Source organism: Novosphingobium meiothermophilum, from assembly GCF_003171715.1.
Classification (GTDB): domain Bacteria; phylum Pseudomonadota; class Alphaproteobacteria; order Sphingomonadales; family Sphingomonadaceae; genus Novosphingobium; species Novosphingobium meiothermophilum.
Genome location: NZ_QGHL01000007.1, coordinates 933,151 through 950,101, shown reverse-complemented (window position 1 = coordinate 950,101; position 16,951 = coordinate 933,151). Strand labels below are relative to the sequence as shown.

Below are 16,951 nucleotides of genomic sequence, written 5' to 3'. Positions count from 1 at the left end.
TTCCGGAAACACGCTTCCGGCCTGCCGTTCCGCGGCCTTGTCGGACCATGCGCGATAAGAAAAAAGCATTCAAGCATGTTTTTTTGTTTGCACTCTCCGGCCCGTTCAATAGAGTGCGCCATCAGGGAGACAGGATGATGCGCCCCGCGAGCGTCGAGAAGACGCAGGCGGCATGTGGCGCATCGGCAGGCGACGCTTCGGAGGCTCATGCCACCGCTCGGCTGACCGACCTTTCTTCCCTCGGATTTGATTGCTGCGAATGAGGAAGGGCAGGGCATGGATCTTGGGCTGCAAGGAAAGAAGGCCATCGTTGTCGGCGGTGCGCGCGGCATCGGTTATGCCGTGGCCGAAGTGCTTGCCCGCGAAGGCTGCGATGTGGCCCTGAGCGCGCGCGGCGAGGATTCGGTGAAGGACGCGGTCGCCTCGCTCTCGCGCTATGGCACGAAGGTGGTCGGCAAGCCGGTGAACGTGAAGCGTGCCGAAGAATACAAGGCCTGGCTGGAATGGGCGATCGAGGAACTGGACGGCGTTGACGTGCTGATCCCGCTCAGCTCGGCCGGTGGCGGCATCGGCAGCGAGAAATACTGGTATAACGCATTCGAGACCGACGTGATGGGGCCGGTTCGCGCGGTCGAGGCCGTCATTCCGAAAATGACCGAGCAGCAGCGCGGCGCGATCGTGCTGGTGGCTTCCACCGCTGCGCTTGAGGCGATGGGTGGTCCGCAAGCCTACAACGCGATGAAGACCTCGCTCATCACCTATGGCAAGCAGTTGGCGCTTGCTCACGGCAAGGATGGCATTCGCGTGAATGTCGTCTCGCCCGGTCCGGTCGAGTTCGAGGGCGGCAATTGGGACATGATCAAGGGGACGATGGAAAAGTTCTACCAGTCCCAGCTTCGCCAGCAGCCCGCAGGGCGCCTGGGCCGCCCTGAGGAAATCGCCAAGGCCATCGCCTTTCTTGCCAGCGATGCGGCAAGCTGGTGCAATGGTTCGCACCTCGTTGTCGATGGTGCCTTCACCAACCGGACGCACTTCTGATGTGGGACACCGCCCGGATGGATGTGAAGCGCGTCGTCGACGTGATCCGCGTCGATCCCGCGGATTGCAAAGGCGGCACGCCGGTCGAGAAGGCGCCCGACCCGGAACTGGGCACGGATGTGATTCCCGCCGAACGCTATTACTCGGAAAGCTTCATGAAGCTGGAGTGGGAGCGGGTGTGGACCAAGGTCTGGCTGCTGGGCGGCCGGGCCGACGATATTCCCAACCCCGGTGACTACATCTGCACCGACATCGGGAAGGAATCGGTCCTGATCGTGCGCCAGCATGATGGTTCGATCCGCTGCTTCCCCAACGTGTGCCTGCATCGCGGAAACCGCCTGCGGCCCGAAGGGCTGGGCAATGCCGAACAGTTCCGCTGCATGTATCACCACTGGACCTACGGGCTGGACGGCAAGATCGAGCGTCTGCCCGACCTGTGCACCTTCCCGCAAGGGGGGCCTCCGGGGATGACCCTGCCGAGCCTGCCGTGCACGGAATGGAACAGCTTCGTGTGGTATTCGCTCAACCCCGAAGTCGAGCCTTTCGACGACTATATCGCACCGCTGAAGGAGCATCTGGAGCCTTATCACCCCGAACGCATGGCGTGGAAGCGCGACGTGACGATGGAGTGGGACTGCAACTGGAAGGCTTCGGTCGATGCCTTCAACGAGACCTACCACGTGCAGGGCATTCACCCGCAGCTGCTGTGGTATCTCGATGACGTGAACGTGCAGATCGACTGCTACGAGCGGCACAACCGCTATCTCGTTCCCTTCGCCACGATTTCCCCGCGCGTGGCCATGCCCAGCCAGATCCCGCCCGCGATCGACGAGATCATGCGCAACGCAGGGATGGACCCGGCCGAATACGAAGGCCGCGTATCCGACATCCGGCGCGATGTGCAACTGTTCAAGCGCAAGCACGGCGCTGCGCAGGGTAAGGACTATTCGGCGCTGAACGACGATCAGCTGACCGACGATTACCATTACATGATCTTCCCGAATGTCGCGCTCAATGTTCATGCCGACGACATCCTGATGTTCCGTCAGCGCCCCCACGCTACCGATCCCAACAAGATGCTTTACGATGTGTGGGTGTTCGAACTTGTGCCGCAGGGCGAGGAATGGCCCGAACGGCCAAGGCACAGGCGCTTCAAGCATGGCGACCGCAGCATCGGCCAGGTGCTGGATCAGGATGCCTACAACCTGCCTACGGTGCAGCTCGGCATGAAGTCGGACAGCTTCCCCGGCCTGTGGATCGGCGAGCAGGAACTGCGCATCCGGCACTTCCACAAGGTGCTGGACGATTACATCTACGGTCCCGGCGGCAAAGGCCCGGACGACATCTGAGAGGAACCGCCATGCTGCAACTGGGGCACGATGCGCTGCTGGGCGCCTATCGGCGCATGAGCACGATCCGGGCGTTCGAGGAACGCCTGCACGACGAGATCAAGACCGGCGAGATCGCAGGCTTCACGCACCTTTATGCAGGGCAGGAAGCGGTTGCCGTGGGCATCTGCGACCAGTTGACGGTGGAGGACAAGATCGTCTCCACCCATCGCGGCCACGGTCACTGCATCGCCAAGGGCTGCGATGTGAAGGGGATGATGCTGGAGATCTATGGCCGGGCCGCAGGTCTGTGCAAGGGGCGCGGCGGTTCCATGCATATTGCCGATCTCGATGTGGGGATGCTGGGCGCCAACGGCATCGTTGGCGGCGGCGCGCCGCAGGCGGTCGGGGCTGCACTGGCGGCGAAGATGGACGGCAAGGGCCGGGTCGGCATCACCTTCTCCGGTGATGGCGCATGCAACCAGGGCACCACGTTCGAGGCGATGAACCTTGCCGTCGTGACCAAGGCCCCGGCAATCTTCGTGTTCGAGAACAACCATTATTCCGAACACACCGGCTTTCAATACGCGGTGGGCACGGCGCAGGACATCGCCAGCCGTGCCGAAGCCTTCGGCATGAAGGCGTGGCGAGCAAACGGCTGCGACTTCTTCGACACTTACGAGACCTTCCGCGAACTGCTCGACTATGTGCGCGCGGGCCATGGCCCGGCGGCCATTGAACTGGATACCGAGCGCTTCTACGGCCACTTCGAGGGCGATCCCCAGCGCTATCGCGGCCCCGGCGAACTTGATCGCATCCGCGAGAAGCGCGATTGCCTCAAGGCGTTCCGCACGACCGTGACCGAGGCCGGGCTGCTAACCGGGGCGGAACTGGATGCGGTGGATGCCGAAGTGCTCGCCCTGATCGACGAGGCCGTGGCCGAAGCCCGTGCCGCCGCCGATCCCGATCCGGCGACTGTCGCCGACGACGTTTACGCCGAATATTACTGAGGGTTTGCGATCATGGCGGTAATGAACATTCGCGAGGCGATCCTGCGCACCCTGCACGAGGAAATGGAGCGCGACCCCGATATTCTGGTGCTGGGCGAAGACATTGTCGGCGGCAACGGCACGGCCGGAGGGCCAGAGGCCATCGGTGGCATCTGGGGCACGACGACGGGCCTTTGGGAAAAGTTCGGTCCCAACCGGGTGATCGATACGCCGATTTCCGAAAGCGCCATCGTTGGCGCGGCGGCAGGGGCCGCGCTTGCGGGAAAGCGTCCGGTGGCCGAACTGATGTTTGCCGATTTCGTGGGCGTCAGCCTTGACCAGCTGTGGAACCAGATGGCCAAGTTTCGCTACATGTTCGGCGGCAAGACGAAGTGCCCCGCCGTGGTGCGCATGGTCTATGGCGCAGGGATGCAGACGGCGGCGCAGCACAGCCAGTCTGTCTATGCCCTGCTGACGGCAATGCCGGGCCTGAAAGTGGTGCTGCCGACCACACCGGCAGATGCCAAGGGCCTGCTGACCGAAGCTCTGCGCGGCGATGACCCGGTCATGTTCTTCGAACACAAGGCGCTTTATGGCGTGAAGGGCGAAGTGCCCGACGGCGAATACCGCATTCCTTTCGGACAGGCGCGCATGGTGCGCGAAGGCGGCGATGTGACCGTGGTGGCCTGCGGACGCATGGTCAACTTTGCCGAGAAGGCCGCCGACAAGCTGGCTGCCGAAGGCATCGGCATGGACCTTATCGATCTGCGCACGACCAGCCCGATGGACGAGGACGCAATCCTCGATTCGGTGGAGCAGACCGGCCGGCTGGTGGTGGTTGACGAAAGCCCGCCGCGGTGCAGCCTTGCCGCCGATATTGCCGCACTGGTATCGACCCGCGCCTTCACCAGCCTTAAGGCTCCGCCCGAAATGGTGACAGGCCCGCACGCGCCGATCCCCTTTTCGCGCGTGCTTGAACGGGCGTGGCTGCCATCGCCGCAGACGATCGAGGGCGCGGTCCGTCGCACCCTTGCATTCCGTTGAGCAGGGGGCGCACCATGGCCAAGCTCAAGGCGTTCACCATGCCCAAGTGGGGCATCGAGATGGCCGAAGGCACCATCGCCGAATGGATGGTGGCGGAAAACGCCCCTTTCACGCGCGGCACGGTGCTGACCCTGATCGAAACCGACAAGATCACCAACGAGGTTGAAGCCGAGGCCGACGGGCGTTTCGTGCGCATTCTGGCAAAGGCGGGCGAAACCTATCCCGTGGGTGCACTGCTGGCCGTTCTTTCGGACGGCGGCGAAGCGGATGCTGCTGAAATTGATGCGCTGATCGCCGCGTTCCGCCCGTCTGATACCAGCTTCGATCCCGATGCCGGACAGCCTGCCGCTGCACCATCGCCCGCAGCGGCTGCACCTGCGGAAATCGTGGTTCCCGAAGGGATTGCGATCAGCCCGGCTGCACTGGTGCAGGCGCGGGAACTGGGCGTCGATCTGGCAGGGGTGCAGGGCAGCGGACGCAATGGCCGCATCAGCGCGCAGGACGTGCATCAGGCAGCCCGCGCGCCGGTGCAGCCTGCCCTGGTCGGGGTATTTCCGCTTCTGCCGGATGGCCCGGTCATGGCAACGCCCGTGGCGCGCCGTCTGGCCATGCTGCATGAGCTTGATCTTGCCAAGGTGAGCGGAACCGGCCCGCGGGGCCGTGTGCGCAAGGCAGATGTGCTGGCGGCAATTGCCAATGCCCGGCCTGCTACGCCTGAGCCGCTTACTTCGGCAGCAAGTGCCGCTCCCATGGCTGCGCAGGCCCCTGCTGTCGCTGTCGTCTCAACCGGTGGACCGGGGGCGCCCGATATCGTGCCGATGTCGTCGATGCGGCGCACCATTGCGCGCAGGCTCAGCCAGTCCAAGCAGGAAATCCCGCATTTCTACGTGCGCCGCCGGGTGAGGGCAGACCGTCTGCTGGCGCATCGCGCCGCGAGCACGGCGGACAAGCCGAGCGTCAACGATTATCTGATCCGCGCGGCGGCCCTTGCCCTGCTGGAGGTGCCAGCAGTGAATATTCAGGTTCACGGCAACGATATTCATCGCTTCCATCAGGCCGATATTTCGGTGGCGGTTGCCACCGATCGCGGGCTGGTAACTCCTATTGTGTTCGGCGCGGACGATCTTTCGCTGGCGCAGATCGCGGCTGCCATGAAGGGGCTGGCGCAGAAGGCGCGCACCGGCAAGCTGCGGCCTGAGGAGATTGCCGGCGGCAGCTTCTCGTTGTCCAATCTCGGCAGCTTCGGAGTGGAGCAGTTCGATGCCATCATCAACCCGCCGCAGGGCGCGATTCTGGCCGTGGGCACGGCGCGGCCAGAACCGATTGACGATGATGGTGCCATCCGCATTGTGCCGGTTTTGAACCTGTCTTTGAGCTGCGATCACCGCGCCATCGATGGCGCCGATGCCGGGCGCTTCATGGCGGCTCTTGCTCGCCTGATCGAACAGCCGGAACTGCTGGCATGAAGCGATTGCTTCATGTGATGGGCAGCCCGCGCGGCACGCGGTCCCGCTCCGACATGGTAGCGCACCGACTGATAGCAGCGCTTGGTGTGCCGGAGGTCGAGAGGATTGATCTGCGAACGGCGCACCTGCCGCAGTTCGATGGCGCGGCCATCGAAGGTCGCTATGCGCTGATCGAAGGCCGCGAGGTTGATCCGCAGGTGCGCCAGGCATGGGATGATATTGCCCGGACGGTGGAGCATTTCCTCTCGTTCGATACGATCGTGTTCAGCGTGCCGATGTGGAACTTCGGCGTGCCCTGGCGGCTGAAGCAGTATATAGACGTGCTGACCCAGCCGGGCCTTGCCTTTACCGCCGATGCCAGCGGCGTGACGGGGCTGGCGGCGGGCCGACGTGCCATCCTTGTCTGTTCGGGCGCGCTCGACATTCGCCCCGGTCAGCCCGGCGCGGAACTGGATTTCCAGACGGCCTTCATGAAGGCGTGGCTCGGCTTCATCGGTATTGCCGATGTGCATGAAGTGCAAGTGCGCCCAACCTATGGCACGCCGGAGCAGGTGGAAGCGGCGATGCGGCGCGCCTATGCCGATGCGGATGCGCTTGCCGACGCCCTGCTGCGCCCCTCGCGCGTGTAGACAAGGTTGATGCTCTCGAAGGTCACGCATTCGGTGCCATCTTCAAGCAGTACGGCATAGCGGGTTACGGCGGTGCCGCGCTCCTTGCCGCTGCGAGAGGGTTCGAGCGCGATGATCTCGCTCGTCACGTAGATCGTATCGCCCGCACGCACCGCGCGCTTGAGCCGCAGGTGTTCCCAGCCCACGCCGCAGACGAAATCGATGTCGCTGTTGATCGTGTGATCGAGCTGGCGCCACAGGGCCAGCACATGGATGCCGCTGGCCACGACCTGTCCGAACACCGATGCGCGCGCGGCTTCTGGGTCTGTGTGGAACCACTGCGGATCATAAGTGCGCGCGAAGCTGACGATTTCCTCTTCGGTGACGGTCCGCGCATGCGAACGGCGCTTGTCCCCCACCTTGAGGTCGTCAAAGCATAGCCACGGCGTGCCGAGCGGCGAAAGGTCGGTGTGGGCCATCATATCTTTCCTTCGCGGCGGCTTTCCAGAATCCGTGCCAGGCCCTGCTGGGCAACCGTTGCCACAAGCGTGCCATCACGCGTGAACAGCATGCCCGTGCCCATTACCCGTGCGCCCGATGCAACCGGGCTGTCGAGCGCGTAGAGCAGCCAATCGTCGATGCGGAACGGATTGTGAAACCAGATCGCATGATCGAGACTGGAAGTCTGAAGGTGATCGTCGGTCCAGGCAATGCCGAGGGGGCGCAGGCCGGTCTGCATGATATGGGTATCGCTGGCATAGGCCAGAAGGCGCTGGTGAACATGAAGCGGTCCTTCAACGCGCGCATTCGCCCGCAGCCAGAAGTGGCGCCGGGCAGGGCGGGGCGCAGCATCGCCGATGACGAAATCCTCGACGGGCCGCCATTCGAACTGCTGGCGGCGGCACCAGAACGGGCGATGCCGCGCGGGCACATCCTCCAGCCTGCGGGCAAGGATCGAGGGCAGCGGTTCAAGGCCATCGGGGCCGGGAACATCGGGCATGGCTTCCTGCTGCGATGCCCCTGCCTCTGCCACCTGAAACGATCCCATGGCATAGGCGACGGGCGTGCCATCTTGCGTCACGGCCACGCGTCGTTGGGCGAAGCTGCGGCCATCGGTATCGCGCTCCACCGCGAAATCGAGCGGTCGGTCGGTCATCCCGGCGCGCTGGTAGAACAGGTGCAGGGCGTGCACATCCTTTTCCGCCGGAACCGTCAGCCGCATGGCTTCGAGCGCCTGCGCCACGATCATTCCGCCATAGAGCCGCAGCAGGCCGCTGGGCAAAGGGGGTGAACGAAAGCGGTCCGGTCCGGTCACGTCAAAGCGGAACAGGGCCTCACGCTCAAGATCGGGATCGTCGGGGAAGGGCGGCAGCTGAACAGGAGCGGTCACTTGAGCCGTCACCGGGCGGCCGCAGCCTTGCGCGCGGCCCGGACGGACGCACCGATTTCGGCGTTGGTGGGATTGCGGCGCAAGGTCAGCCCGCCGTTTACCTGAAGCACCTGACCGGTCATGAAGCAGGCATCGCTGGCGAGCCACGCCACGGCTTCGGCCACGTCCTCGCTCGTGCCGACGCGGCCCAGCGGGTATTCGGCGGCAAACGCCTCGATCAGGCCGGGCGTGGCGCTGGCCTTTCCGGTCATCGGTGTGGCGGTGAAACCGGGGGCGACCGAGTTGGCCCGGATGCCGCGCTTGCCGAACTCGTTGGCGACGCAGCGGATGATGTGATCGGCGCCGGCCTTGGTGCCCATGTAGGCGGCGTGATCCTCAAGCATGATCGAAGCGGTGGCCGACGAGATCTGGATCAGCGATCCGCCATCGCGCATCACCCGCAGCATGGCCTGATAGAACAGCATCGCCCCGGTAAGCTGCAAGGCCACCATGCGCTCGATTTCTTCGCGCGTGGTATCGAGAAACGGCTTGAGCAGGCCCCATCCTGTGGCGTTGACAGCGATATCGAGACCGCCAAAGCGATCCTTCGCGGCATTGGCCAGCCGGGCGAGATCATCCTCGCTGGTGATGTCGCAATGGCTTACAGCATGGCCGCCGATTTCGGCCGCCAGTTCCTCAAGCGCTTCCGGCGCGCGCCCGGCGACGACCACTTTAGCACCATCGGCCGCCAGACGGCGCGCGATGACCTGCGCCATGTTGTTCCGGTTTGCAGCGCCAAGGACAATGGCAACCTTGCCGACAAGGTCCGCCATGCGTCAGTCGTGCTTCACGAAGGGCGCGAGGACGGGCTTGACCCGCATGGCTTCGGGCACCTTGTCGATGCCGATGCGGCGATCCAGCTCTTCATGCCAGTGATAGATGCGCCGTTCCTGATAGTTGAGCGACATCCCCGAAAAGCCCGGACCTTCAACTGATTCCTGAATCTGCGGAGCAAATTGCAGATCTTCGTAAAGGATGCGCTCCCAGTTCTTGATGCGCGTTTCCCACAGGGGGTGAGGGTTGGCCGGATCATGATCGGGCGCGACCCAGCTTGAGACCACGCGCGTGCGGCGCGTTCCCAGCGGCCAGAACTGAAGCAGCGGAATGCCGGTAGGCGCAGGCGGCATCACGAAGTTGGGATAGATGTGATAGCTGATGTTGTTCTTGGCGGTGAACTCGGAAACGGTGGGGATTTCCGGCATCCCCTTGGTGCCAGGGTCAACCCAGTCCGGGCGGCGATTGGGCGTGACCATGCGGCTGTGGCCATTGGGCCAGAGCGTGACGATCATTGCGCGGTGATCGAGGAAGCGGTCCACGGTGTTTTCGTGGATGGACTTGAGGTGATAGACCTCAAGGAAGGCGTCGAGCAGCACCTTGACGTTGCAGTCCACCTCGTAGCTGCGGCTGTCGACCAGCCGGAGTGTTTCAAGCTGCAATTCCTCAAGCTGGGCTGCCATCGGACCGATATGTTCGATCAGCGGCTGGGCATCGGGATCGCAGTTGAGGAAGATAAGCGAGCCAAGCAATTCGCAGCGCACCGCCGAAAGCGAATGGCATGCCATGTCGAAATCGGGAAAATCGCGCCTGTCACGCACCGCGGTAAGCTTTCCGTCGAGCGTGTAGCTCCAGCCGTGGTAGCCGCAGACGAAGCCCCGCGAGGTGCCCGCATCTTCCTTGACCAGCGGCGCACCGCGATGCTTGCAGGTGTTGTAGAACGCCTTCACTTCGCCCGACAGTGTGCGGCAGACCACGATCGGAGTGCCCGTGTTGCGGGTGAGGAACCACGAGCCGGGTTCGGGCAACTGATCGGTATGCCCGGCATAAAGCCATGCCTTGTTCCACATGGCCTGCCGTTCCAGCTCAAGGAAATCGGGATCGACATAGCGCGCGGCGGGAATGGTGGGTAGGGCAGGGAAGCCTTCGGGCGGATCCTTGCGGTCCCGCTCCCACTCCATGCGGGCAAGGTCTTCTTCGTGTCCGGGGTTTGCGGCCAGATCAAGCATGTTGTCCCTCTTCCGCCATCGGCTTGTCGTTATAAAAATAAAACAGTCATGTATGCTTGTAAATGACGCGCGGACGAGTTGCAAGGGGGCAAAGTTATCTCGTATAAACAGTAATTTATTGAGGGTGGTGCAGCCAGAAGCCTTGCTGCGCAATTTGGCGTCAGGTGTGATTCCCGCTTGTTCGTTGCGGATGCTCGTGCAAGGTGGCGCGCAATGGCAGCGCGACGCAGCGCAGGCATGGGTGAGGCAGGCTGGAGGACGGCGTGGATATTCTCTCTGACATTTTCCATCACGGGCTCATCGTGGATGATATTGCCGCAGCGATGGCGCAGATCGGCGTGGCCAGCGGCACCGAATGGAGCGAGGTCCGCGCCTTCGATCCCTTGCCCGTCTGGACGCCCGAAGCAGGTCGCGGCGAAGCCCGGCTGAAGGTGGCCTATGCCCGCTCAGGCCCTTTGCGGCTTGAACTGGTCGAGGCCATGCCCGGCACGCCCTATGACAGCCTGCGCGCAATCGACCGTTCGCACATCGGCGTCTGGGTCGATAATGTGGGCGATGGCGTGGAACACCTATGCGCTCAGGGGTGGCGTCTCCTGGTGGCCGGGGCATCGCCGCGCCACCGTCATGGCAGCATGGCCTATCTTGTGCGCGATGGCGGGCCGGTGATCGAACTGGTCGGCCGCGAACTGCGCCCGATGATGGAAGCATGGTGGGCCACGCGCTTCTGACGAGTCAGCGGCGCGGTCAGCCCGGCCTGTAGGTCAGCCGCACGATGGGATGTGGGGGCTTTCAGGCACCGCACGGTCCGTTGGGAGGCGGTGTGAAACCGGACTTGGCATCCCGCCCGTAAAGGTCGGGGCTGATGGTCACGGTGCCATCGGTTGCCGGTGTCGCGGTGAAATAGGCAACATAGACCGGAAGCGGCCGGGCAAGATTGAACGTGACCGTGGTCCGCGCCTGCACTACCGCGTCGATATCCTCGCGGCTCTTGCTGCCTTCCAGCAGCGTGGCGGCAAAGCCGATGGCATCGCCAGTGCGGATGCAGCCATGGCTGTAGGCGCGTGTCTGGTTTGCGAAAAGGTTCCTCGCCGGGGTATCGTGCATGTACACACTGTAGGGATTGGGCATGACCAGCTTCATCTGGCCCAGGGCATTGTTCGGACCCGGCTTCTGCCGCCATTGCCCTCCGACCCGCACATAACCCTGACTTGCCGGAAAGCGGCCGCGCTTCTCGCGTTCGATGCTGGCCGGAATGTTCCACCACGGATTGAGGTTCACCCCGGTTATCATGGCCGAGAAGATCGGGGTGGGGGTTGATGGCTTGCCGACGATCACCGGCCAGCTTCCGGCAGGCTTGCCATCACGCCAGAGCCGCGCCTCGAACGTGGGGATGTTGACCAGCACGTAGCTTTCGCCCAGCGTGCGCGGAAGCCAGCGCCAGCGTTCCATGTTCAGCGCGATGACATCCCGGCGTTCAGGATCGGTTTCGCGGGCATAGGCTGCGCGCAGGGCAGCATAATCGGGATGCGCCGGACGGACTGCGACTAGGAAAGTGGCAAGGCTTCCGCCGGCAAGCGACCGTTCGAGCCAGCCCGCCACATCGGTATCCTGATCGGTATCGGCAATCCGCCATCCAGCCTTCTGCTGTGCCGATGCCGCGCCCAGCAGGTGCAGCCTTGCAAGGCGCAAGGCCAGATCGGTTGCCGCCGCATCCAGAGCCGGCCCCGGACCGCCGGGCAAGGCCGCATCAAGCGCCCGCATGTCGGGCACGGGCAGCGCATCTTCGGGCGCGGCCGCAGCGAACTGCCGAAGGATACGTGCTTCGGACGTCGTCCATTCATGCGCGCAGGCCGGAGCTGTGCAGGCAAGCGCCTTTACAGCGCAAACGGTGGTCAGCAGCGATGTGAACTTTGCCGTCATGGCAAAGCGTTACCACCACCACAAGGATAACGCCATGGTGTGCAATGCCCGGCGTTCAGCCTCCCGCCGCCAGGCTTCGCCGGGTCCAGTCAACGATGGCATTGGCGGGCATTGCGCCCGATTGCCGCGCGATCTCGCGGCCCTTGTGCACCAGCACAAGAGTAGGGATGGAGCGGATGCCGAAGCGCGCGGCGATGGCTTGCTGTGCCTCGGTATCCAGCTTGCCGAGCCGGACCTGCGGTTCAAGCATCCGGGCCGCAGCATCGATGGCCGGGGCCATCTGGCGGCACGGCCCGCACCACGAGGCCCAGAAATCGATCAGCAGGGGCAGGTCGCTTTTCGCGGCATGGGCATCGAAGTTTGCGGCATCAAGCACGACGGGATGACCTGCAAAGATCGGCGCGCCGCACTTGCCGCAGGTGCCACCGGCAGTAAGCCGCGTCTTGGGCACGCGGTTCCTTGCCGCGCAGGAAGGGCAGGCAATGATGACGCTTTCTGCGTGTGCAGCATCAGGCATGGTTGTCTCCGCAGATTTCGCACAGGGCGTGGATGATTCCGCGCACCACCGGATCGCGCAAGCTGTAGAAGCGGGTCTGCGCCTCTCCCCGGATGCTCACCACGCCCTCTTCGCGCAGCATGGCCAGATGCTGCGATACCGACGACTGCGAAAGGCCCGACAACTCGACCAGCCCGTTGACCGATACTTCCCCTTCATCCATCCGGCACAGCATCATCAGCCGTTCGGGATGGCTCATCAGCTTTAGGCGGCTGGCCATGCGTCCGGCATTGGCCTTGAGCTGGGAAAGATCGGCCGGGGCCATCAGCCCTTCTCCGCGAACGGACGCCCATCATCGCGCAGCACGATGTAGATCGCCGGGATGACCAGGACGGTCAGCAGGGTGGAGGAGGCAAGGCCGAACAGCAGCGAAATGGCCAGACCCTGAAAGATCGGGTCGGTCAGGATGACGGCCGCACCGATCATCGCGGCGGCCGCCGTCAGCACGATCGGCTTGAAGCGGATCATCCCGGCTTCGAGCAGGGTGTCGCGCAGGCTCTTGTCGGCGGTGCGGGTGTGGCGGATGAAATCCACCAGCAGGATCGAGTTGCGCACGATGATCCCGGCCAGCGCGATGAAGCCGATCATCGAGGTTGCCGTGAAGGGCGCGCCGAACAGCATGTGCCCCAGCACGATCCCGATGAGGGTGAGCGGGACGGGCGTGAGAATGACCAGCGGCAGGGTGAAGCTGCGGAACTGCCCCACGACCAGCACGTAGATGCCCAGCAGCGCCACCATGAACGCACCGCCCATATCGCGGAACGTCACCCACGTGATTTCCCATTCCCCATCCCACAGGAGCGCGGTCCGGCTTTCATCCTCAGGCTGTCCGTTCAGGATCACCTGGGGCTTTTCAAGGCCGTGTGCCTTCCAGTCGAACGATTCGATGGCATCATCGACCGCCAGCATGCCGTAGATCGGTGCTTCATAGCGCCCGGCCAGTTCAGCCGTGACCATGGCCGCGCCGCGCCCGTCGCGACGGAAGAGCGCCCGTTCTCCCGGAACCATCTCGGCGGTGACAAGTTCGCCAAGCTGGATGAGCTGTCCGCCCGGTGTCACGGCCACCGGCGTTGCAGCCATCGCGGCAGACCAGGTGCGCTGCGACTGGTCGAGCGCAATCTCGATCGGCAGCGGATCGCGCCCATCCTCGCGCTGGACATAGCCCACGACCTGCGTGCCCATGAGCGCGCCGATGCTGTCGAACAGTTGCCGTTCTGACAGGCCATACTGGTCAAGCTTGGCCCTGTCGGGAGTCAGGCGCAGCGTGGGACGGGGCTGGCCGAAGCTGTTGTCGACATCGACGATGAAGGGCACCTTGTGGAAGATCGCCTCGACCTGTTCGGCGGTCTTGCGGCGGGTCGCTTCATCCGGTCCGTAGATTTCCGCAAGCAGCGTGGCGAGCACGGGCGGTCCCGGTGGCGTTTCCACCACCTTGAGCGAACCTCCGGCGGGTAGGGCCACGCCCTTCAGCTTTTCGCGCAGATCCACCGCAATTTCGTGGCTTGAGCGCGAACGATCGCCCTTGGGCAGGAGCGTGACCATCAGGTCGCCCATTTCCGGCTGGTTGCGCAGGAAATAGTGCCGCACCAGACCGTTGAAATTGAACGGGGCCGATGTGCCGGCATAGGCTTCCATCGAAACCACTTCGGGCACACTGCGGGCGATGGCGGCGGTCTGTTCCAGAACGCGCGCGGTCTCTTCGAGGCTGGTGCCTTCGGGAAGGTCGGCGACAAGCTGCACTTCGCTCTTGTTGTCGAAGGGCAGCAGCTTGACCGTCACTGCCTTGAAATAGAACATCGAGCACGCCAGCAGCGTTGCCACACCCACGCCGATCAGGAAGCGCTTGGCGCCTTCTTTCGTGGCGATGACCTTAACGGCCCATTGCCGATAAAGCGCGCCCAGCTTGCCGCCCTGTTCGTCGTGTCCATGATGGCCATGGGCAAGCGCCTTGCGGGCAAAGCGGATCATGAGCCACGGCGCGATGATGACGGCGACGAAGAACGAGAAGATCATGGCCGCCGAGGCATTGATCGGGATAGGCGCCATGTATGGCCCCATCAGACCCGATACGAAAAGCATCGGCAGCAGGGCCGCCACGACCGTGAGCGTAGCGATCACGGTGGGGTTGCCCACTTCGGCAACGGCCTCGATCGCGGCCTGAATGCGGTCGCGTCCGCCTTCCTTGCCGACATCGTCCATGGCCCAGTGGCGGGCGATGTTCTCGATCATGACGATGGCATCGTCGACGAGGATGCCGATCGAGAAGATCAGCGCGAAGAGGCTGACGCGGTTGATGGTGAAGCCCATCACGTTCGAGGCGAACATCGTCAGCATGATCGTGGTGGGAATGACGATTGCGGTCACGCCCGCCTCGCGCCAGCCGATGGCAAAGCCGATCAGCGCCACGATCGAGACAGTGGCAAGCGCAAGGTGGAAGATCAGCTCGTTGGCCTTTTCGTTGGCCGTCTCGCCGTAATTGCGCGTGACCGAAACCTCGACGCCTGCCGGGATCAGCGTTCCTTTCAGCGATTCCACGCGGCGCACGACGCTTTCGGAAACCGTCACGGCGTTTGCGCCTGCGCGCTTGGCAACGGCAAGGCTGACGGCCGGGGTCATTGCCCAGTGGCCGTCAGCGTCTCTGGCCCAACGCCACGAGCGGGCCTGATCCTGCGTCGGGGCCTGCTCAACGCGCGCCACGTCCGAGAGGAGGACCGGCGCACCGCTGACGGAACGGACAGTGAGGGCCGAAAGCTCCTGCGCATCGCGCAGGGTCTGGCCTGCGACGACGAGCGCCGCCTGCCCGCCTTCGCGCACGGTTCCGGCAGGAAACGCGCGGTTGGCCTGAGTGACCGCCTCGATCACGTTGCCCAGCGGCACCCGGTAGAGCGCCAGCCTTGCCGGATCGGGCACCACGCGCAGCGCCATGCGCTGTCCGCCCGTGAGGAAGGTGAGGCCGACATTGTCAACCTTGGCGATCTCTGTGCGCAGCTTGCCTGCGAGTTCGGCGAGGGCCTGATCGTCCCACTGGCCTGCCGCGCCGGGTTTGGGTGTCAGCGTCAGCACGACGATGGGCACATCGTTGATGCCGCGCACCGTGACCTGCGGGAAGGGGATCCCTGCGGGAATGCGATGCTTGTTGGCCTCGATCTTCTCGCCGATGCGGATGGCTGCATCTTCGGGATTGGAGCCGACGAGGAAACGCGCCGTCACCATCACGCCGTGATCCTGCGCCTGGGTATAGACGTGCTCCACGCCGTCCACGCTCTTGACGATGGCTTCCAGCGGCTTGGCGACGAGTTCGACGGCCTGCGAGGCGGAGATGCCCGGCGCCTGGACCATGATGTCCACCATCGGCACCTTGATCTGCGGCTCTTCCTCGCGCGGGATGGTGATCGTTGCGATAAGCCCGACGATCATGGCTGCCAGCAGCAGCAGCGGCGTCAGCGGCGACTGAATGGTCGCTTTGGTCAGCCTGCCCGAAATGCCCAGATTCATTTGCCTGCACCCGTGGAAGTTGCGGCAGGGGCATCAGCCGTGGCGGCGGCAGGCCCGACAAGCGTGTCACCTGCACCCACGCCGGAGAGCAGTTCGACCTTGCCAGTTTCGGCAGAGGGCGCAGTCTGCACCGGCACCTGCGTGGCGCTGCCATCCTTTGCCAGAACGGTCACGTAATCGATGCCGTAGCGCGTGGTGATGTAGGAGCGAGGCACCAGCAGCGCCTTGCGCGTGCCGGTTTCGACCTTGGCGGCAACACGCTTGCCGATCAGGCTGTTGTCTATGCCGGGAAGGTCGACATCGGCTGCCACCTTGCCGGCGCTGACGGAAGGATAGACTTTCGTGACCCGTCCTTCGCCAATGCCGCTGGCCATGACGCGCGATCCTGCGTGCACCTTGCCTGCCAGCGATTCGGGCATTTCCAGCCGCACTACGGTTGGACCGGCGGTAATGACCGCAATCGGCATTCCCGGTGCCACGGGGGCGCCTGCCGGAATATCGGCACGCAGCACGCGCCCGGTGGCAGGAGCAACGATCGCGCCCTGGCCCGCTACGGCGCCGACAGCGGCCTGCTGGGCCTGTGCGGCTCGGACCTGCGCCTGCGCAGCGCTGGCCATGGCCAGCGCCTGATCGAGGCGCGCCTTGGCATAGACGCCGTTTTCGTGGAGGAACTTTACGCGCTGCAATTCGGCGGCGGCCTGTGCGGCCTGCGCCTGCGCTGCGGCGGCCTGCGCACCATAGGCACCCGCCTGATAGCCAAGCTGGCTGTCGACGATTCGCCCGATGACCTGCCCCTTCCTCACCATGTCGCCTTCCTTCACGGAAAGGCTGGTGAGAATGCCGGGGATGCGCGCCATGACCTGCGCCTGATCGACCGTGGCGATCTCGGCGCTGACATCCTGCCAGTCTGCCGTGTCGGCAGGGGCCAGGACGATGCGCGGCCCCGCCGGGGCCTTTGCCGTCTGCGCGGCCTCTTCACTGCTGCCGCATCCTCCCAGCGGGAGGCTGAGCGCCAGCGCCCCGGCAGCTGTGAAAGCCGATAGAATTGCCCGCATCGTTCCGCTCCCCATTGCCT

Annotated in this window: 17 protein-coding genes; 8 read left to right on the top strand and 9 right to left on the bottom strand. The window is 64.2% G+C overall.

Going from position 1 to position 16,951, the window contains the following annotated elements; genetic code table 11:
* Positions 1 to 47: 47 nt before the first annotated feature.
* The 7 genes from DKM43_RS16350 to DKM43_RS08445 are packed head-to-tail and all read left to right on the top strand — an operon-like array spanning position 48 to position 6,494.
* Complete coding sequence (locus DKM43_RS16350) at positions 48 to 263, top strand: hypothetical protein (protein ID WP_145960487.1); 216 nt, start codon at positions 48 to 50, stop codon at positions 261 to 263.
* Between the two features lie 13 nt (positions 264 to 276).
* Positions 277 to 1,038, top strand: coding sequence for an SDR family NAD(P)-dependent oxidoreductase (locus tag DKM43_RS08470; protein WP_109798093.1), 762 nt, complete (start codon positions 277 to 279; stop codon positions 1,036 to 1,038).
* Entirely contained in the window at positions 1,038 to 2,387 is a 1,350-nt protein-coding gene (locus tag DKM43_RS08465; protein ID WP_236632458.1) for an aromatic ring-hydroxylating oxygenase subunit alpha, read from the top strand. The genes DKM43_RS08470 and DKM43_RS08465 overlap by 1 nt, the downstream gene beginning before the upstream one ends.
* A 14-nt stretch (positions 2,388 to 2,401) precedes the next feature.
* Positions 2,402 to 3,376 (top strand): thiamine pyrophosphate-dependent dehydrogenase E1 component subunit alpha, encoded by a 975-nt coding sequence (locus DKM43_RS08460; RefSeq protein WP_109798092.1) that lies wholly within the window; start codon positions 2,402 to 2,404, stop codon positions 3,374 to 3,376.
* A 12-nt stretch (positions 3,377 to 3,388) separates the two neighbouring features.
* On the top strand, positions 3,389 to 4,399 hold the full coding sequence (locus tag DKM43_RS08455; RefSeq protein ID WP_109797959.1) for an alpha-ketoacid dehydrogenase subunit beta: 1,011 nt from the start codon (positions 3,389 to 3,391) through the stop codon (positions 4,397 to 4,399).
* Between the two features lie 14 nt (positions 4,400 to 4,413).
* Complete coding sequence (locus tag DKM43_RS08450; RefSeq protein ID WP_109797958.1) at positions 4,414 to 5,865, top strand: dihydrolipoamide acetyltransferase family protein; 1,452 nt, start codon at positions 4,414 to 4,416, stop codon at positions 5,863 to 5,865.
* Positions 5,862 to 6,494 (top strand): FMN-dependent NADH-azoreductase, encoded by a 633-nt coding sequence (locus tag DKM43_RS08445; RefSeq protein ID WP_109797957.1) that lies wholly within the window; start codon positions 5,862 to 5,864, stop codon positions 6,492 to 6,494. Before DKM43_RS08450 ends, DKM43_RS08445 begins: the two co-directional genes overlap by 4 nt.
* On the opposite strand, the gene DKM43_RS08440 is transcribed toward DKM43_RS08445, so the two are convergent.
* From DKM43_RS08440 to DKM43_RS08425, 4 genes are read right to left on the bottom strand one after another with little or no spacing between them, the layout of a single operon-like run.
* Positions 6,440 to 6,952: a MaoC/PaaZ C-terminal domain-containing protein gene (locus tag DKM43_RS08440; RefSeq protein ID WP_109798091.1), complete on the bottom strand. Its 513-nt coding sequence runs from the start codon at positions 6,950 to 6,952 to the stop codon at positions 6,440 to 6,442. The two genes, DKM43_RS08445 and DKM43_RS08440, sit on opposite strands and share 55 nt — an antisense overlap.
* A complete protein-coding gene (locus DKM43_RS08435; RefSeq protein ID WP_109797956.1) occupies positions 6,952 to 7,863 on the bottom strand; it encodes an acyl-CoA thioesterase in 912 nt (303 codons plus the stop codon). Before DKM43_RS08435 ends, DKM43_RS08440 begins: the two co-directional genes overlap by 1 nt.
* 8 nt (positions 7,864 to 7,871) lie before the next feature.
* Positions 7,872 to 8,675 carry an SDR family oxidoreductase gene (locus DKM43_RS08430; protein ID WP_109797955.1) on the bottom strand — a complete coding sequence of 268 codons (804 nt, stop codon included), beginning with the start codon at positions 8,673 to 8,675 and terminating at the stop codon, positions 7,872 to 7,874.
* Between the two features lie 3 nt (positions 8,676 to 8,678).
* Positions 8,679 to 9,905 carry an aromatic ring-hydroxylating oxygenase subunit alpha gene (locus DKM43_RS08425; protein WP_109797954.1) on the bottom strand — a complete coding sequence of 409 codons (1,227 nt, stop codon included), beginning with the start codon at positions 9,903 to 9,905 and terminating at the stop codon, positions 8,679 to 8,681.
* Between the two features lie 263 nt (positions 9,906 to 10,168).
* Here DKM43_RS08425 and DKM43_RS08420 point away from each other — a divergent pair, with 263 nt between their 5' ends.
* The gene (locus DKM43_RS08420) at positions 10,169 to 10,633 is read left to right on the top strand and encodes a VOC family protein (protein WP_236632457.1); all 465 of its coding nucleotides are present in this window, start codon (positions 10,169 to 10,171) and stop codon (positions 10,631 to 10,633) included.
* Between the two features lie 61 nt (positions 10,634 to 10,694).
* Here the strand turns inward: DKM43_RS08420 and DKM43_RS08415 are convergent, their stop codons facing one another.
* The 5 genes from DKM43_RS08415 to DKM43_RS08395 are packed head-to-tail and all read right to left on the bottom strand — an operon-like array spanning position 10,695 to position 16,931.
* Positions 10,695 to 11,825, bottom strand: a complete 1,131-nt coding sequence (locus DKM43_RS08415; protein ID WP_109797953.1) for a L,D-transpeptidase family protein — start codon at positions 11,823 to 11,825, stop codon at positions 10,695 to 10,697.
* 55 nt (positions 11,826 to 11,880) lie between these two features.
* Positions 11,881 to 12,342 carry a thioredoxin TrxC gene (trxC, locus tag DKM43_RS08410; RefSeq protein ID WP_109797952.1) on the bottom strand — a complete coding sequence of 154 codons (462 nt, stop codon included), beginning with the start codon at positions 12,340 to 12,342 and terminating at the stop codon, positions 11,881 to 11,883.
* Positions 12,335 to 12,646 carry an ArsR/SmtB family transcription factor gene (locus DKM43_RS08405; protein ID WP_109797951.1) on the bottom strand — a complete coding sequence of 104 codons (312 nt, stop codon included), beginning with the start codon at positions 12,644 to 12,646 and terminating at the stop codon, positions 12,335 to 12,337. Before DKM43_RS08405 ends, trxC begins: the two co-directional genes overlap by 8 nt.
* Positions 12,646 to 15,876 (bottom strand): efflux RND transporter permease subunit, encoded by a 3,231-nt coding sequence (locus DKM43_RS08400; RefSeq protein WP_109797950.1) that lies wholly within the window; start codon positions 15,874 to 15,876, stop codon positions 12,646 to 12,648. Before DKM43_RS08400 ends, DKM43_RS08405 begins: the two co-directional genes overlap by 1 nt.
* The gene (locus DKM43_RS08395) at positions 15,873 to 16,931 is read right to left on the bottom strand and encodes an efflux RND transporter periplasmic adaptor subunit (RefSeq protein ID WP_236632456.1); all 1,059 of its coding nucleotides are present in this window, start codon (positions 16,929 to 16,931) and stop codon (positions 15,873 to 15,875) included. The genes DKM43_RS08400 and DKM43_RS08395 overlap by 4 nt, the downstream gene beginning before the upstream one ends.
* Positions 16,932 to 16,951 lie beyond the last annotated feature (20 nt).

Coding starts and splice junctions, on each gene's coding strand:
- DKM43_RS16350 (WP_145960487.1), top strand. CDS start 48: ATGCGCGATAAGAAAAAAGCATTCAAGCATGTTTTTTTGTTTGCACTC.
- DKM43_RS08470 (WP_109798093.1), top strand. CDS start 277: ATGGATCTTGGGCTGCAAGGAAAGAAGGCCATCGTTGTCGGCGGTGCG.
- DKM43_RS08465 (WP_236632458.1), top strand. CDS start 1,038: ATGTGGGACACCGCCCGGATGGATGTGAAGCGCGTCGTCGACGTGATC.
- DKM43_RS08455 (WP_109797959.1), top strand. CDS start 3,389: ATGGCGGTAATGAACATTCGCGAGGCGATCCTGCGCACCCTGCACGAG.
- DKM43_RS08450 (WP_109797958.1), top strand. CDS start 4,414: ATGGCCAAGCTCAAGGCGTTCACCATGCCCAAGTGGGGCATCGAGATG.
- DKM43_RS08445 (WP_109797957.1), top strand. CDS start 5,862: ATGAAGCGATTGCTTCATGTGATGGGCAGCCCGCGCGGCACGCGGTCC.
- DKM43_RS08440 (WP_109798091.1), bottom strand. CDS start 6,952: ATGGCCCACACCGACCTTTCGCCGCTCGGCACGCCGTGGCTATGCTTT.
- DKM43_RS08430 (WP_109797955.1), bottom strand. CDS start 8,675: ATGGCGGACCTTGTCGGCAAGGTTGCCATTGTCCTTGGCGCTGCAAAC.
- DKM43_RS08425 (WP_109797954.1), bottom strand. CDS start 9,905: ATGCTTGATCTGGCCGCAAACCCCGGACACGAAGAAGACCTTGCCCGC.
- DKM43_RS08415 (WP_109797953.1), bottom strand. CDS start 11,825: ATGACGGCAAAGTTCACATCGCTGCTGACCACCGTTTGCGCTGTAAAG.
- trxC (WP_109797952.1), bottom strand. CDS start 12,342: ATGCCTGATGCTGCACACGCAGAAAGCGTCATCATTGCCTGCCCTTCC.
- DKM43_RS08405 (WP_109797951.1), bottom strand. CDS start 12,646: ATGGCCCCGGCCGATCTTTCCCAGCTCAAGGCCAATGCCGGACGCATG.
- DKM43_RS08400 (WP_109797950.1), bottom strand. CDS start 15,876: ATGAATCTGGGCATTTCGGGCAGGCTGACCAAAGCGACCATTCAGTCG.
- DKM43_RS08395 (WP_236632456.1), bottom strand. CDS start 16,931: ATGCGGGCAATTCTATCGGCTTTCACAGCTGCCGGGGCGCTGGCGCTC.